At 62.7% G+C, this 15,257-nt stretch carries 13 protein-coding genes, 1 tRNA gene and 1 pseudogene; 4 read left to right on the top strand and 11 right to left on the bottom strand.

Features of this window, described 5'->3' with window-relative positions:
- Positions 1–22 precede the first annotated feature (22 nt).
- Positions 23–796 carry an ABC transporter substrate-binding protein gene (locus NKH02_RS01515; RefSeq protein WP_352875798.1) on the top strand — a complete coding sequence of 258 codons (774 nt, stop codon included), beginning with the start codon at positions 23–25 and terminating at the stop codon, positions 794–796.
- A gap of 45 nt (positions 797–841) precedes the next feature.
- Here NKH02_RS01515 and araD1 read toward each other — a convergent pair whose 3' ends face one another.
- The 4 genes from araD1 to chvE form a co-directional block, all read right to left on the bottom strand.
- A complete protein-coding gene (araD1, locus tag NKH02_RS01510; RefSeq protein ID WP_352870209.1) occupies positions 842–1,834 on the bottom strand; it encodes an AraD1 family protein in 993 nt (330 codons plus the stop codon).
- 206 nt (positions 1,835–2,040) lie between these two features.
- Positions 2,041–3,333 carry a multiple monosaccharide ABC transporter permease gene (gene mmsB / locus NKH02_RS01505; RefSeq protein ID WP_352870210.1) on the bottom strand — a complete coding sequence of 431 codons (1,293 nt, stop codon included), beginning with the start codon at positions 3,331–3,333 and terminating at the stop codon, positions 2,041–2,043.
- The gene (mmsA, locus tag NKH02_RS01500) at positions 3,330–4,862 is read right to left on the bottom strand and encodes a multiple monosaccharide ABC transporter ATP-binding protein (RefSeq protein ID WP_352870211.1); all 1,533 of its coding nucleotides are present in this window, start codon (positions 4,860–4,862) and stop codon (positions 3,330–3,332) included. Before mmsA ends, mmsB begins: the two co-directional genes overlap by 4 nt.
- Positions 4,863–4,985: 123 nt before the next feature.
- On the bottom strand, positions 4,986–6,056 hold the full coding sequence (gene chvE, locus NKH02_RS01495) for a multiple monosaccharide ABC transporter substrate-binding protein (RefSeq protein WP_142868326.1): 1,071 nt from the start codon (positions 6,054–6,056) through the stop codon (positions 4,986–4,988).
- A gap of 312 nt (positions 6,057–6,368) precedes the next feature.
- On the opposite strand from chvE, the gene NKH02_RS01490 reads away from it, so the two are divergent.
- The gene (locus NKH02_RS01490; RefSeq protein WP_352870212.1) at positions 6,369–7,358 is read left to right on the top strand and encodes a LysR family transcriptional regulator; all 990 of its coding nucleotides are present in this window, start codon (positions 6,369–6,371) and stop codon (positions 7,356–7,358) included.
- Positions 7,359–7,362: 4 nt separating this feature from the next.
- On the opposite strand, the gene NKH02_RS01485 is transcribed toward NKH02_RS01490, so the two are convergent.
- From NKH02_RS01485 to NKH02_RS01470, 4 genes are all read right to left on the bottom strand, one after another.
- Positions 7,363–7,436, bottom strand: a tRNA-Gly gene (locus NKH02_RS01485).
- A gap of 440 nt (positions 7,437–7,876) precedes the next feature.
- Entirely contained in the window at positions 7,877–9,367 is a 1,491-nt protein-coding gene (locus tag NKH02_RS01480) for a hypothetical protein (protein WP_352871399.1), read from the bottom strand.
- The gene (locus tag NKH02_RS01475) at positions 9,364–9,783 is read right to left on the bottom strand and encodes a GtrA family protein (protein WP_352871397.1); all 420 of its coding nucleotides are present in this window, start codon (positions 9,781–9,783) and stop codon (positions 9,364–9,366) included. The genes NKH02_RS01480 and NKH02_RS01475 overlap by 4 nt, the downstream gene beginning before the upstream one ends.
- A 74-nt stretch (positions 9,784–9,857) precedes the next feature.
- Complete coding sequence (locus NKH02_RS01470) at positions 9,858–10,847, bottom strand: glycosyltransferase family 2 protein (protein ID WP_352876078.1); 990 nt, start codon at positions 10,845–10,847, stop codon at positions 9,858–9,860.
- 271 nt (positions 10,848–11,118) lie between these two features.
- Here NKH02_RS01470 and NKH02_RS01465 point away from each other — a divergent pair, with 271 nt between their 5' ends.
- Positions 11,119–11,382 (top strand): DUF6460 domain-containing protein, encoded by a 264-nt coding sequence (locus tag NKH02_RS01465; protein WP_352875796.1) that lies wholly within the window; start codon positions 11,119–11,121, stop codon positions 11,380–11,382.
- 59 nt (positions 11,383–11,441) lie between these two features.
- Here the strand turns inward: NKH02_RS01465 and NKH02_RS01460 are convergent.
- Positions 11,442–12,343: pseudogene (locus NKH02_RS01460) on the bottom strand (histone deacetylase family protein).
- A gap of 132 nt (positions 12,344–12,475) precedes the next feature.
- On the opposite strand from NKH02_RS01460, the gene NKH02_RS01455 reads away from it, so the two are divergent.
- The gene (locus NKH02_RS01455; protein ID WP_352875794.1) at positions 12,476–13,834 is read left to right on the top strand and encodes an MATE family efflux transporter; all 1,359 of its coding nucleotides are present in this window, start codon (positions 12,476–12,478) and stop codon (positions 13,832–13,834) included.
- On the opposite strand, the gene NKH02_RS01450 is transcribed toward NKH02_RS01455, so the two are convergent.
- Entirely contained in the window at positions 13,827–14,906 is a 1,080-nt protein-coding gene (locus NKH02_RS01450; protein ID WP_352875792.1) for a quinone-dependent dihydroorotate dehydrogenase, read from the bottom strand. The two genes, NKH02_RS01455 and NKH02_RS01450, sit on opposite strands and share 8 nt — an antisense overlap.
- Entirely contained in the window at positions 14,903–15,253 is a 351-nt protein-coding gene (locus tag NKH02_RS01445) for a DUF952 domain-containing protein (protein ID WP_352875790.1), read from the bottom strand. The genes NKH02_RS01450 and NKH02_RS01445 overlap by 4 nt, the downstream gene beginning before the upstream one ends.
- Positions 15,254–15,257: the final 4 nt, after the last annotated feature.

Here is a 15,257-nt window from a genome sequence, read left to right as displayed (position 1 = left end):
GCGTTCAAGGGGAACCAAGAAAATGCAGATTTCGAAACGGGTCATATCGGCGGCGGGCGCTGCCATGCTGGTGATGGCGGCCAGCTCTCTGTCGGTGCAGGCAGCTGAGAAAATCAAGATCGGCACCGAGGGCGCCTATCCGCCATTCAATACCATTACAGCGGACGGCAAGGTCGAAGGCTTCGACATCGACATCGCCAATGCGCTGTGCGCGCAGATGAAGGTCGAGTGCGAAATCGTCACCCAGGACTGGGACGGCATCATTCCCGCCCTGCAGGCGAAGAAGTTCGACGCCATCATCGCTTCGATGAGCATCACCGAGGAGCGCAAGAAGCAGGTCGCTTTCACCAACAAATACTATACGACACCGCTCGCTCTGGTGGCGCCGAAGGACAGCGACCTCACCTCGACCGAACCGGCGGCCCTTGCAGGCAAGACGGTCGGCGCGCAGGCCTCGACCACGCAGGCCGACTATGCCCAGAATACCTATGGCAAGGCGGGCGCCGAGGCCAAACTCTACCCGACCCAGGAAGAAGCGATCACCGACCTGACCAACGGCCGGCTTGACGCCGTGATCTCGGACAAGTTCGTCCTGATGGATTGGTTGAAGAAGGCAAGCGACGGCTGCTGCAAGCTGGTCGGCGACGTCAAGGGCACGGAGACACAAGCCGGCATTGCCGTCCGCCTAGAAGACACGGCATTGCGCGACAAGCTCAATGCGGCCATCGACGCGATTGTCGCCGACGGCACCTACAAGAAGATCCAGGCCAAGTATTTCGACTTCGATATTTATTGAGGTCGGAGCTGCCAATCTCCTCCCCTTTGGGGGGAGATCACCCTTTCAAAGCGCCTTCACCGCCACCTTCACCGGCTGCTCGATCTCGAGCGGATTGCGCAGCGGCAGGCCGAAATCCTTGGCCTCGATCTCGAACACGTCGCCGGCTTCAGTACTGATGCCGTCGGCGAAGGACAGCGTCGCCGTGCCGAACATGTGCACATGCACGTCGCCCGGCTGGCGGAAAGCCGCATATTTGAAGTGGTGATGTTCGAGATTGGCGATGGTGTGCGACATGTTCGCTTCGCCGGACAGGAAGGGCTTTTCCCACAGCACGTCGTTGTCGCGCAAGATGCGCGAGGTGCCTCTGATATCGGACGGCAGGTCGCCGATCAGGATCTCCGGCCCGAACGAAGCGTTGCGCAGCTTGGAATGGGCGAGGAACAGATAATTCACGCGTTCGGTGACGTGGTCGGAAAACTCGTTCGACAGGGTGAAGCCGACGCGGAACGGTGCGCCGTCATCGCCGATGACGTAGATGCCGGCCACCTCGGGCTCTTCGCCGGCGTCCTTGGCGAAAGCCGGTGACAAGAGCGCCGCACCTGGCGCCACCGCCATCGTGCCGTTGCCCTTGTAGAACCATTCCGGCTGCACGCCGATCTGGCCTTTCGCGGGCTTGCCGCCCTCCAGCCCCATGCGGAACATCTTCATGGAATCGGTCAGCTGCTCCTCGCCGTCGGCGCTGAGCTTCTTGTGCATGGAATCGCGTGTCGCGGCTGAGCCGAGATGCGTCAGTCCGGTGCCGGTCAGGTGCAGATGCGCCGGGTCGGGATGGTTGATCGGCGACAGCAGCCGTCCTTTCTTGTAGGCCGCCTCGAGATCGACCGTTTCGCCAAGCCCCTTGCGTTCGATCAGCGCGACGAGACCGACGCCGGTACGCGCGGCCTCCATCGCCAGCGAGTAGACGCTGCGGGCGCCGTTGATGATCCGGGTCTTGCCGCCGTTGCGGGCAACGACACGGATGGTCTCGGCGTCATCGAGAATCTGGGAGATCAGCATGATGAATCCTCTCTCATTTGTCTTGGCCCGGTTGCCGTTTGGCAAACCCTAACCCGCGCGGCTCGGACCTCGCCGCGCCACGGGTTGAACTCGTCGTCCGGATTGCGCCCGCGAGCTTGGTCCCCGAGGGACTTCTTGACGCCGGCGGGTTGCCGGCAGCATCGCGATCTAGACCCGTATGCTTTCCTCGTTGCCTCGCTGGCCCGTCAAACCTTGTTCTTGTTGTAGACGTCGAAGATCACGGCGCCGAGCAGCACCAGGCCTTTGACGACCTGCTGCCAGTCGACATTGACGCCCATGATCGACATGCCGTTGTTCATCACGCCCATGATGAAGCCGCCGACCACCGCGCCGATGACCTGACCGACGCCGCCCATCGCCGAGGCGCCGCCGATGAAGACGGCGGCAATCACATCGAGTTCGCTACCGAGGCCGGCAGCCGGCACCGCCTGTCCCAGCCGCGCCGCGATGATCAGGCCGCCAAGTGCCGACAGCACGCCCATATTGACGAACACCATCAGCGTCAGCCGTTCTGTCTTGATGCCTGACAGCTGCGCGGCCTTGGCGTTGCCGCCCATCGCATAGATGCGGCGGCCGATGGTCATGCGCTTGGTGACGAAGACGAACAGCGAGATCAGCACGCCCATGACGAGCAGCACCACCGGCAGGCCCCTGTAGCTGGCGAACTGGTAGACCAGGAACAGCGCCAGCGCGCTACCCACCAGCGTCTTGATGACGAACAGGGGAAAGGGCTCGGCCTCATAGCCATGGCGTTCGCGTTTGCGTCGTGTCCTCAGCCCGAAATAGGCGTAGGCCAGCACAGCGATCAGGCCCAGCACGATCGTCGTCATGTGCAGCGTCAGGCCGCTGCCGATAATGGTCTTGCCGGCCGCGTTCACCGTCGGCGGGATGAGCGTCAGTGGCCCGATGACATCCGGGATGAAGCCCGAGCTGAGGGCCTTGAAGCCGTCGGGAAGTGGTCCCACCGAGGATCCGCCGCCCAGCAGCGCCTGGCAGATGCCGCGGAAGATCAGCATGCCGGCCAGCGTGACGATGAAGCTCGGTATTCGGTGATAAGCAATCCAGTAGCCTTGCGCCGCGCCGATCGCGCCACCCACGATGAGGCAGATGATCGACACCACCAGCGGATTGCTGAACGGCCCGAGCGGCCAGATGACCATCATCATCGCCGCCAATGCGCCGATGAAGCCGGCGACGGAGCCGACGCTGAGATCGATATGGCCGGAGACGATCACCAGCAGCATGCCCAGCGCCATCACGATGATGAACGAGTTCTGCTGCACCAGATTGCTCAGGTTCACCGGTTTGAACAGCGTTCCGGAGGTGGTGAACTGGAAGAACACCATGATGGCGATCAGCGCCAGTATCAGGCCGTATTCGCGCAGGTTCGTCGTCAGCGCCGAGACGGCGATACGTGGACGCTGCGGCACGTCTTCGGCGACTTTGCTCTGCGGGGCGGGGGCGCTTTCGGTGCTCATGCTGCTTTTCCTTCTCCCCGGACGATGGCGCGCATTATTTTTTCCTGGCTGGCGTCCGCCGCGGGCATTTCGCCGACAATGCGGCCTTCGTTCATGACGTAGATGCGGTCGGTGATGCCGAGCAGTTCTGGCATTTCCGACGAGATGACCACGATCGCCTTACCTTCGGCGGCGAGGCGGGCGATGATCGTGTAGATTTCGTATTTGGCGCCAACGTCGATGCCGCGCGTCGGCTCGTCGAGAATCAGCACGTCCGGGTCGGCGAATAGCCATTTCGACAGCACCACCTTCTGCTGGTTGCCGCCGGAAAGATTGCCGGTCATCTGATAGACACTCGAAGCGCGGATATTGGTCTTCTTGCGATAGTCGTTGGCGACGGAGAGCTCGCGCATGTCGTCGATCACGCTATGGCGCGACACGCCGCCCAGATTGGCCAGCGTGATGTTGTGCTTGATATGGTCGATGAGGTTGAGGCCGTAGGTCTTGCGGTCCTCGGTGACGTAGGCAATTCCGTGTTCGACTGCCCGGCTCACCGAGGAGACATCGATCGGCTTGCCCTTGAGCAGCACCTCGCCAGTGATATGGCGGCCATAGGAGCGGCCGAACAGGCTCATCGCGAATTCGGTGCGGCCGGCGCCCATCAGTCCGGCAATGCCGACCACTTCGCCCTTGCGCACATTGATGTCGATGCCCTTGATCACCTGCCGGTCGGCATGGAGCGGGTGATAGACCGACCAGTTCCTCACTTCGAACACGACCTCGCCGATGTCAGGCTCGCGCGGCGGATAGCGGTCGTCGAGCGACCGGCCCACCATAGAGGTGATGATGCGGTCTTCCGAGATGTCCTTCTTGGCCAGTGTCTCGATGGTGCGCCCGTCGCGGATGACGGTGACCTTGTCGGCGACCCGATTCACCTCGTTGAGCTTGTGCGAGATCAGGATCGAGGTCATGCCTTGCCGTTTGAATTCGAGCAGAAGGTCGAGCAGCGCCTGGCTGTCCTTTTCGCTGAGCGATGCCGTCGGCTCGTCGAGGATCAGCAGCTTGACTTCCTTGCTCAGCGCCTTTGCGATCTCGACCAATTGCTGCTTGCCGACACCGATATTGGTGATCAGCGTCTTGGGGTCCTCCTTGAGGCCCACCTTCTTCAACAGGGCGCTGGTGCGCGCCTCGTTGGCATTCCAGTCGATGACGCCATATCTGGCGTGCTCGTTGCCGAGGAAAATGTTTTCGGCGATCGACAGCATCGGCACCAGGGCAAGCTCCTGGTGGATGATGACGATGCCCTTGTGTTCGCTGTCGTGGATGCCTTTGAAATGGCATTCCTGGCCATTGAAGATGATCTGGCCGTCATAGGTGCCTGTGGGATAGACGCCCGACAGCACCTTCATCAGCGTCGACTTGCCGGCGCCGTTCTCGCCGACCACGGCATGGATCTCGCCTTCCTCCACGCTAAGGTTGACGTTCGACAGCGCCTTCACGCCGGGGAACGTCTTGGTGATGTCGCGCATCTCCAAAATCGTCGAGACCATGGGGACTACCGCTCCTTGAGAGCTCGGCAAACACTGCCGGCGAGGTCGGTAAACAATACCGGGCTCGCTGGTTAACGAAAAGGGGTCCTGCGTTGCGCAGGACCCCTGATTTTGTAACCGGGGTTACTTCAGTTCGTCGGCCTTGATGTAGCCGGAGTCGACGACCAGTGCCTGGTAGTTCGACTTGTCGACGTCATGCGGCGTCAAGAGGATCGAGGGGACGACCTTGACGTCGTTGTTGTAGGTCTTTTCATCAAGGCCGTCCGGCTTGCCGCCCGAGAGCACCTTGTCGACGAGCTCGACGGTGGCCTTGGCCAGTTCACGGGTGTCCTTGAACACGGTCGAGTACTGCTCGCCCGAGATGATCAGCTTGACCGAGGCGGTCTCGGCATCCTGGCCGGTCACGATCGGCCAGGGCTGTGCGTCCGTGCCGTAGCCGACGGCGCGCAGCGAGGCGGTGATGCCGCGCGACAGGCCATCATAGGGCGACAGAACGCCATCGACGCGGCTGCCGTCCGAATAGTTGGCCGACAGCAGATTGTCCATGCGCGCCTGGGCGGTGGCGGCGAGCCAGCGCAGCGTGCCGACCTTGTCCATGCCGGTCTGGCCGGACTTGATCTTGATCGAGCCGTCGTCGATCAGCGGCTGCAGAACGGAGATAGCACCGTTGTAGAAGAAGAAGGCGTTGTTGTCGTCGGGCGAGCCGCCGAACAGTTCGACGTTCCACGGCTTGGTGTTCGGGAAACGCTCCTTGAGGCCCTTGACCAGCGAATTCGCCTGGATGACGCCGACGCCGAAATTGTCGAAGGTGGTGTAGTAATCGACATTGGCGGTCTTCTTGATCAGGCGGTCATAGGCGACGACGACGACGCCCGCGTCAGCGGCCTTCTGCAGCGCATCCGACAGGGTGGTGCCGTCGATCGAGGCGATGATCAGCGCCTTTGGGCCCTTGGTGATTTCGTTTTCCAGCTGGCTGAGCTGGTTGGGGATGTCGTCCTGCGCGTATTGCAGGTCGACGGTGTAGCCGAGAGCCTCGAGCTGGGACTTGACGGCGTCGCCGTCGTTGATCCAGCGCTGCGAGGTCTTGGTCGGCATCAGCACGCCGACAAGACCCTTGTCGGCTGCGTGCGCCGAGTAGGTCATGGCAGCGATGCCAAGGGCCGCGACGGCGGCCAATGTCTTGATAATCTTCACTTTTACTCTCCCTGGTTGATGGACGCGGCACCCCGGGGGTCGCGGGCCGCGCAATCGTGCAGAAGTGCCAAGGCACTGCTGCCGTCATATCGATCTCCGGTATCCTCCCATGGCCCCGAAGCGCTGATTTCAATCGATACGATTTTACTCGTCATCGACCGTCACGTCTCGGAACGCGCGAAGGGTGTGATCCTTTGCCATAACTGTCAAATGCGATCTTTGATGGTTGCTATATCGCGTTTGGTATGTGCTATGAGGCGAAATGGACCGGCGCGACCACCGGCGGCGGTAAGGGGAAGTAAGGGAAAGGCGATGGCCGCGCTACGCAATTCTAGTTCGATTTCAAACCGTTACAGCGAAATTCCGGGCGATGGCGAAACCCTGCTGCGCAGCGGTCTCAGTCTGCGTCATATGCGCATGATCGTCGCGCTTGACGACCATGGCCGCGTCAGCGCGGCGGCCCAGGTCATGAACATTTCGCAGCCGGCGGCCTCGCGCATGATCGGCGAGATGGAGGCGGTGCTCGAGGTCAAGCTGTGTGAAAGGCTGCCGCGCGGCATCACGTTGACCCCCTATGGGAAGGCGTTGGCAAGGCGCGCGCGCTCGATCCTGCTGGAGATGCGCGAGGTTGACCGCGAGATTTCCGAGCTCAAGTCGGGCAAGGGCGGTTCGGTGTTCCTGGGTGCGGTGACGGCGCCCGCGATCGAACTGGCAGTGCCGGCAATCCGCGAAATCCGCCGCATCTATCCGCGCATCGAGATCACCATGCAGGTCGAGACCTCCAACGTGCTGGCGCGCGAGCTGATCGCCACGCGCCATGATTTCATCATCGCGCGCATCCCGGACGATCTCAATCCGCGGCTGTTCGAGTCGCGCGTCATCGGTGTCGAGAAGGCCTGCCTGATCGTGCGACGGGGCCACCCCCTCACCAAGGGCAAGGCGGTGCGGCTGGAGGACACCGCCGCCTATGACTGGGTTTTCCAGTCGGGCGGCTCGCCCTTGCGCCAGGCGATGGAGAGCAATTTCCTCAACCGCAACATCGCTTTGCCGGACCGGATCCTCAACACCAGCTCACTGCTCCTGACGCTGGTCATGGTCGCGCAGTCCGATGCCATTGCGCCGGTCTCGGTCCAGGTGGCGAAATTCATCCAGAATCCCGACGGGCTGGCCGGTGCCATCGACGTCGTCCAGACCGAATTCGACATCGAGGTCAGGCCCTACAGCCTGATCACGGTCAGGAACCGCGTGCTGTCGCCGGCCGCCAAGATGCTGCACGACTTCATCTTGCGCGAGGTGGGATGATTGCTGGAGCGGGTAGCGGGAATCGAACCCGCGCGTTCAGCTTGGGAAGCTGACAAGCTACCATTACATCATACCCGCACGTCTCCTCGTTACCATGAGGGTTAGCCTTCGGGCAATCGCAAAGCGGTCCGTTCTCGCACGACGCGGGCGTGCGCGGATCACTGCGTACCTGCGGCCGTGAGTTGCTGTTTTGCCTTAGCGACCTTGTTGCTTGCGGCAAAACTCGGCCAGTATTTCGAGATGGCCAGCGTCGCGCCGGCGGAAGAGAAATGACCATAGTCGAAGTAGAGAAACTGCCTGGTGCCGGCATCGGCGTACGAACAGCCAGCCGCGTTAAGTGAGGTCGGGCGGAGCCCGATACGCCGTCCATACGGCGATGTCCCGCTCGTGCGAAGAATCCCGGCTCGTCGATCTCACAGGCCTGCCCCTGTGGTGCAATTTGCACTGCAAATGAGAGTCAAGCCGGATGCCAAGGTTCGAATGCTGGCGAAGCCGGTTCGCGCCGATACGCGGCAGGATCAAACGCCGGGCAGGTAGATCACCGCGTAGTCGTCCGCATAGGCACGCTTCCAGCCCAGTTGGTCGAAGAAGGGGATGCGGCTGTCGCCGGTCGACAGCAGTGCCCAGCCTATCTCGTATTTCTTCAGCCGGGCTTCGAGGAGCGGCTTGCCGTCGCTGTTTCCCGTTTCGTCATCGGCTCTTGTGAAACCGCCCAGGAACAGCTGGTCCGTCCGTCCATCGATATAGGTCTTGATCCCGTGGAAAATCAGCGTGCCGCCGAAATTGTAGGAATTCATCACGTTGCCGGACAGATGATGGTTTTCGGCGAAGGCCAGCGCCCCGCTGGCCGACGTCTTCGGGCTCGGCGCGACCTGATAGACACTGCCGAGCAGGACGATCCCGCCGATCGTTAGGACGGCCGCCGCACCGCAGATCGCGTCGAACCGCCTGGCGAGGAACTTTTCCAGTCCGTCGCGCTTTCCCGCCAGCCAAGCGGTGGCTGAGAGCGAAGGATATTGCTGTGCGACCTCGACCGCGATCACCAGGGGAACCAGCAGGAAGAACAGATACATGAAACGCACATGGGCGAGATAGACATGCAAGGTGAAGACGACGAACAACGCCTTGGCCCAGCCAATTCGTAACCGTGACACCAGAAGCCCGAAAAGCGCCAGCAGCATCGCGGCTTCCTGGACGGGGCTATCCGGCTGGGCGAACGCCTTCCATTCCATGATCAGCGGCACCGCCTCATTGCCGTAGGCGACGGTGAGCGTGGCCAGGATGGCTTTCACGCCGTAGGGATGCATCAGGCTGACCAGCGGGCAAAGCAAGCCGAACGCCAGCCATTTTCCCAGCAGCGCGGGTTTCGAGAGGCCCGTGCGCGCCAGCAGATCGAGACCGGCGAAAGCCGCGATGACAAAGCTCAAGGTGAAGGTGGCGTGCAGGTTCGCCCACAACACGACCAGCACAAGCGACCACCAGGGCGGCGCCCGTTCTTCCCTTGCCGCACCAAAGAGCACCGCAGTCCAGATGACGATGATCGGGAAGGTGAGGACATGCGGACGCGCCGTGAAGATCGGGTTGATCAGGAACACCGCGGCGAAGGCCAGCGTAATCGCCAGGATCGGCTTCAGCCATGCGCTGAGAAACCACCCCATCAGGAAAACCGTCAGGGATATCGAGGCGATGATCAGCGTGACCACCCCGTTCCAGCCTCCTGCCCGGTAAGCAAGAGCCAGCAGGACCTGCCCCAGCCATTCCTTGGCAATCCACGGCTGGCCGGCAAAACTGTGGGAATAAGGGTCGACCGTCGGAAATGTCCGGTTTGCCAGGAAATCCAGCCCGACCTTCACTTGCCACCAACTGTCGGGATCCTGCAGGGTGGAACCGGCCTGGGTGGCCAGTGCCGCCGCCATCGCCCCGGCCGTGAGCAGGCAAAAGATCAGCCTGTTCCGCTGTGCGTCCTCGAGTGACGGCGTGGCCAGCAAGATTGCTTTGGTCTGGTTCATGTCGCGGCTCCAGGCCATTTCGCGTTCTTTCCGGTCAAGGGATCTGGATCATCCGCGCCGCCGACGAACACGAAACGGGCCGAGCCGACATAGAAGATGACCGAGTAAAGGCAGTTTCCCGCCAGATGGACAAACGGGTTTTCGATGTAGCCGGCAGACATGGCGGTGACCACGATCCCCAGGTTTGCACCGTAGGCGACAAGGAAGGTGATCGCGTATCGCACGATCGCGCCAGGGCGAAAGCCGCCGGCACGGCTGAATGTCCATTGGCGGTTGAGGAAGAAACCGATGATGAGGCCGGCGGCATAGCCCGTCGCGTTGGAGGCGATATCGCCGAAGCCGAGCGCCAGCCCGGCCAGGATGAGCGTATATCCGAGCGCCGTGTTGAGGAGCCCGACGGCACTAAATCGCAGCATCCGCGAGAAATTAGACGGAAGAGCCGATCGCATCCTGCCCATGCCGTTCCCGCTGCGCCCGGTCGAACTCCGCCTCAAGCACCTGCCGCCCTCTTTGCCATTTCCTGCAGGCGATGGACGGGCAATTTCCCGTCCTCGGCTGCCTGGCTGCGGGAAACGATCTCGTTGACGAAGTAGAGCGGCCGCCGCTTTGTCTCCATGTACATGCGCCCGAGATACTCGCCGAAGATGCCCAGCACCATAAGCTGGACGCTGCCGAGGATCAGCATGATCGCGGCAAGGCTAGTCCAGCCGGGCAACACGTTTCCGACCGACCATTCGAACAGGGTGTAGCCGAGCACGACCAGCCCCAGAAGCCCGAACATCATTCCGAGCAGCGAGGCGAACCGCAAGGGCACGATCGAGAAGCTGGTCATCGCGTCGACCGCCAGAAGAACCATTTTCCTCAGGGGATAGTGGGTGGTGCCGGCAACGCGACGGTGCCGTTCATAGGGGAAAGCCGCCTGTTTCAGCCCGATCCAGCTCACCATGCCGCGAATGAACCTGTAGCGTTCGGGCATCGCGTTCAGATGGTCGAGCGCGCGGCGGTTCATCAGCCGGAAATCGCCGGTATTCGGGGCTATATCGACGTCGACCATCCAGCGCAGCAGGCGATAGAACATCGAGGCGGAAGCGAGCTTGAACCAGCTTTCGCCGTCGCGCGTCAGCCTCTGGCCGTAAACGACATCGAAACCTTCGTTCATCTTCGTCATCATCGCGCCGAGCAATTCAGGCGGATCCTGCAGGTCGGCATCGAGAATGAGAATGCGCTGGCCGCGACAGAACTCGAGCCCCGCGCTCAATGCGATCTGGTGGCCGTAATTGCGGGCAAGGTCGATGGCAACGACATGGTCGTCCTTTTCGGCCAGCTGGAAAATAGCCTCGCGCGTACCGTCGGTCGCGCCGTCGATGACAAGGACGATCTCGTAGGAAGAACCTTGTTCCAGGCATGCGGCCGTTACCCGCCGATGCAGTTCGGCCAGCCCGGCCACCTCATTGTAGCATGGGACGACCACCGACAGCATGACGGCGCGTCGCGCGGTGTTTTTTTCCGTCTCCACCAAAAGCCTTGCTCCCGCTATTCGATTGGGAATAGCGGCAATTGGTTAGAAAACAGATAAGCCAGCGGGATCGGCTGCGGCCGCGGTCTGCCATGCACCTTGGCACTGCTTGCGGCCACGCCATGGTGGAGGTGTTCGGCATCCCGCAAAACCGCCGGCTTGAAGCCGGCCAGCCAAGTGCGTATGTCTGGGCCGACACCTTCGAGTCTGTGGTACCTCTATCTGGAGACGGCCCTTGTCCGCACTGACGCGCTTTCTCGGCGACTCGCCGCTCAAGGTGATCCTGAAACTGCTAGTCGTGTCGTTCCTCGTCGGCCTTGTCATGAATGCCTTCGGCTGGTCGCCGATGGATGTGTTCTACGGCATCCAGAAGGTCTTCATCGACCTGTGGAATCTGGGCTTCCACGCCATCGACCGCTTCCTGGGCTACATCCTGCTCGGCGCGGCGATCGTCGTGCCGGCCTTCATCCTGCTGAGACTCGCCAACTACCGGAAGTAGAGCATGATCCCGAAAAGTGGGAACCGTTTTTCGGGCAAGGTCATGCTTAAGAAGGACTATCAGGCGTAGCGCGAGGCCGCCTCGAACAGGATGGCGTGGCGTGCGGCAAGCGCGGGCACGTCCGTGGAGTACCCACCACCGATGACGCCGCAGACCGGAATGCCCCGCGCGCGAAAGTGGCGGATCACCATGTCGTCGCGGGCGCGCAGGCCGTCGTCCGATAACGAGAGCCGGCCAAGCCGATCCCCGGCATGGACGTCGACGCCGGCATTGTAGAACACGATGTCCCAATGCGCCTGGGCGGACAGTTCCGGCAGGATGGCGGCGAGCCTCTCCATGTAAGCCGCGTCACCCGTGCCATCGGGCAACGCGACATCGAGGTCGGAGGCGACCTTGCGCACGGGGTGGTTGCGGTCGCCATGCATGGAAAAGGTGAACACGCGCGGATCGTCCGCGAGGATATCCGCCGTGCCGTCGCCCTGATGCACGTCGAGATCGACGACCAGTATGTTCCGCGCCGAGCCTTCGTCGAGCAGGACCAGCGCGGCGACGGCGACATCGTTGAAGGTGCAAAAGCCCGCGCCTTGCGCGCGCCGCGCATGATGGCTGCCGCCGGCGGTGTTGCAGGCGATGCCGTGGCGCAGGGCCAGCCGCGCCGCCAGCACCGTGCCGCCGGCGGCAAGCCGTGCGCGCAACGAGACACGCGGAGTCACCGGGAAACCGATCTCGCGTTCGATCTTTCCGGCACGGAGCAACTGATGACCTGGTCGACATAGTGCGCCGCATGGGCAAGTCTCAGCCATGATGCCGACGCGGGTTCCGCGGTGTTGAGCGCGTCGGGCCCGGCCAGTCCCCGTGCATGCAAGGCGTCCATCAGCAGCGGGTATTTGCTCATCGGAAAGCGATGGTTGACCGCGAAGCCGGCGTCGTAGTCGGGGTGATGGACGATCTGCAGGGGCATGAACTGGATCCGGCGGGCTCGCGCCAGACCGGGAAATTCGGTTGGCCCTCGCGGCAAGAGTGATTGCGCGATGCCGGGAAAATGGGGCACACCGGCGGTTCGATCAAGCCGCAATCAGCAAGGCAGCAATCCTTGGACAAAGGCGCCAATCCAGCCGACGCCAGATCCTCAATTGGTCTCGGATCTTTTGTCGTCACCAACCGGTCCGTGCTCGCCATCGCCGTGCCGATGACGCTTGCCTATCTGACGACGCCGATGCTCGGCCTGGTCGACACGGCTGTTGTCGGTCAGTTCGGCGATGCCGCCTTGCTCGGCGGGCTGGCGGCCGGCGCGCTGGTCTTCGACGTCGTCTTCACCACCTTCAATTTCCTACGCTCCGGCACCACCGGTCTCGTCGCCCAGGCGTTCGGGCGCGGCGATGCTCTGGAGGAACAGGCGGTGTTCTGGCGCGCCGTGCTGATCGCGGTCGTCGCCGGCATCGTGCTCGCGGCACTTGCGCCGCTGGTCGCCATCGCCGGGCAGAAATTCATGGGCGCCGAACCGCGCGTCAGCGAGGCGATGGGCGTCTACATCAGGATCAGGCTGCTCGCCGCACCCTTCTCGCTGATCAATTATGCCATCCTTGGCTATGTGCTGGGACGCGGCGAGGGCGGACTCGGTTTGATGCTGCAATTGGTGCTGAACGGCATCAATATCGCGCTCTGCTTCCTGCTTGGCCTGAAGCTCGGCTGGGGCGTCGCCGGTGTCGCTTGGGCGACTGTCGCCGGTGAATTCCTTGCCATGCTGCTTGGTCTCGCGATCGTTTTCAGGCGGTTCCGGGCGACGCCGCCCTTGCCGCGACATCGCCTGCTCGACATGGCTGCCTTTGTGCGCATGCTGTCGCTCAACCGCGACATCATGATCCGCTCGTTCTCGCTGCTCGCCGCCTTCGCCCTGTTCACCCGCCAGGGCGCGCAGTTCGGCACAGTGACGCTGGCCGCCAACGCCGTGCTGATGAACTTCTTTCTCGTTGCCGGCTACTTCCTCGATGGCTTTGCCACCGCCGCCGAACAGCTGGCCGGCCGTGCCGTCGGCGCGCGCGCCGCCGCGCCCTTCCGGCAGGCGGTGCGGCTGACCTTGTTCTGGGGCTTTGGGCTGGCGGGTGCGGCCACTCTCGTGCTGCTGTTTAGTGGCGCCAATCTGGTTGCCCTCGTGACGACGTCGCATGAAGTCCGTTCGGTGGCCGACATCTACCTGCCGTGGGCAGCCTTTACCGCGCTGAGCGGTGTGCTGGCGTTCCAGATGGATGGCGTCTTCATCGGTGCGACCTGGTCGCGCGACATGCGCAACATGATGCTGCTGTCGTTCCTCGTTTTCGCGGCCGCGCTGCTGACCCTTGTGCCGGCCTTCGGCAACAATGGACTTTGGGCGGCGTTGCACATTTTTCTGCTCGCGCGCGGCTTCAGCCTGCTGACCATCCTGCGGCTGCGAATGCGGACAGCGTTCAGCTGAGCGGCCTCATTGCCCATCGATCGAGATGGCTGTCGCGCAACTCGCGAATGGATCCGAGCCGTTCCGTGTCGGCAAAGCGCGCCATCCCGGCGACAATGCGGCCCGGCAATGCCGGTCCGGCATAGATCATGCTGGTGTAGAGCTGGACGAGATCAGCACCCGCGCGGATCTTTTCCAGTGCCGTGTCGGTGGAATCGACGCCGCCGACGCCGATGATGGCAAGCTCCGGCCCGAGCAGCTTGCGCATCCTGGCCAGCACGATGGTCGAGCGATCGAACAACGGCTTGCCGGAGAGTCCGCCGGTCTCGCGCGCGGCGTTGCCGCTGCGCAGCGCCGGCCGCGAAATGGTGGTGTTGGAGACGATGACGCCGTCGATCCGCTTCTCGGTGACCTCGGCGGCGATGTCTTCCAGCTCGGCCTCGACCAGATCCGGCGCGATCTTCAGGAAGACCGGCGGCTGGGCTGTTGCGGTGGCGCGCGCGGCCATGACACGCGACAAAAGTTCGCCAAGCTGCTCGCGCGCCTGCATGTTGCGCAGGCCCGGCGTGTTGGGCGACGAGATGTTGACGGTGAGATAGCTGGCGTATTGCGCAAACCGGACGACGCCGCGCTCATAATCACAGATGCGGTCGGTGCTGTCCTTGTTGGCGCCGATGTTGACGCCGACGATGCCGCCACGCCCCTTGCGCGCGGCAAGGCGTTTTTCGGCGGCCGCGTGGCCTTCATTGTTGAAGCCCAGCCGGTTGATCACCGCATCGTCGGCCGTCAGGCGGAAGATGCGCGGCTTCGGGTTGCCGGCCTGCGGCAGCGGCGTAATCGTACCAACCTCGGCAAAGCCGAAACCCAGGCCTAGAAGCGCGTCGGGCACCTCGGCGTTCTTGTCGTAGCCCGCGGCCATGCCGAGCGGATTTGGAAACTCGAGGCCGCCGACCGTCACCTTCAGCCTGTCGTCGCGCAGCGGGCGCCCGGCCACCGGCAGACCGCATCGCAGCGCCGCGATCGACAGGCCATGCGCGGTTTCCGGATCGAAGGCGAACAGCAGCTTCTGGCCGAGCCGGTCGAGCACGCTCATTCGGCCTCCAATGCCGGAAACCGATGCACGCCATCGGCGCCAATCGGCAGCGGTCGCACCCACAGCACGGCCTTGAGGTCGAGCGGACCATAAAGATGCGGAAACAGCGCGCCGCCGCGTGAAACCTCGTATTTCAAAGCAGCACCCAGGCTGGCGCCGTCGATGGCCACCAGCAGAAGGTCGGTCTGGCCGGCAAAGTGCCTTGCCGCCGTTTCCTTGACCTGCGCCGCCGTGGAGAAATGGATGAAGCCGTCGGCGACATCGATCGGCGCGCCGGTGAAGCGGCCATTTGTTTCGGCCTCGCGCCAAGGCGCCTGCGGGGTTATCTTGTAGATAATCTGAGACATGGTT

Source organism: Mesorhizobium sp. M1396, from assembly GCF_040317725.1.
GTDB lineage: Bacteria > Pseudomonadota > Alphaproteobacteria > Rhizobiales > Rhizobiaceae > Mesorhizobium.
Note: the sequence above shows the minus strand (reverse complement) of the source record. Positions and strands in the feature narration are given on the sequence as shown.

Coding starts and splice junctions, on each gene's coding strand:
- NKH02_RS01515 (WP_352875798.1), top strand. CDS start 23: ATGCAGATTTCGAAACGGGTCATATCGGCGGCGGGCGCTGCCATGCTG.
- araD1 (WP_352870209.1), bottom strand. CDS start 1,834: ATGCTGATCTCCCAGATTCTCGATGACGCCGAGACCATCCGTGTCGTT.
- mmsB (WP_352870210.1), bottom strand. CDS start 3,333: ATGAGCACCGAAAGCGCCCCCGCCCCGCAGAGCAAAGTCGCCGAAGAC.
- mmsA (WP_352870211.1), bottom strand. CDS start 4,862: ATGGTCTCGACGATTTTGGAGATGCGCGACATCACCAAGACGTTCCCC.
- NKH02_RS01490 (WP_352870212.1), top strand. CDS start 6,369: ATGGCCGCGCTACGCAATTCTAGTTCGATTTCAAACCGTTACAGCGAA.
- NKH02_RS01480 (WP_352871399.1), bottom strand. CDS start 9,367: ATGAACCAGACCAAAGCAATCTTGCTGGCCACGCCGTCACTCGAGGAC.
- NKH02_RS01475 (WP_352871397.1), bottom strand. CDS start 9,783: ATGCTGCGATTTAGTGCCGTCGGGCTCCTCAACACGGCGCTCGGATAT.
- NKH02_RS01470 (WP_352876078.1), bottom strand. CDS start 10,847: ATGCTGTCGGTGGTCGTCCCATGCTACAATGAGGTGGCCGGGCTGGCC.
- NKH02_RS01450 (WP_352875792.1), bottom strand. CDS start 14,906: ATGAGCGTGCTCGACCGGCTCGGCCAGAAGCTGCTGTTCGCCTTCGAT.
- NKH02_RS01445 (WP_352875790.1), bottom strand. CDS start 15,253: ATGTCTCAGATTATCTACAAGATAACCCCGCAGGCGCCTTGGCGCGAG.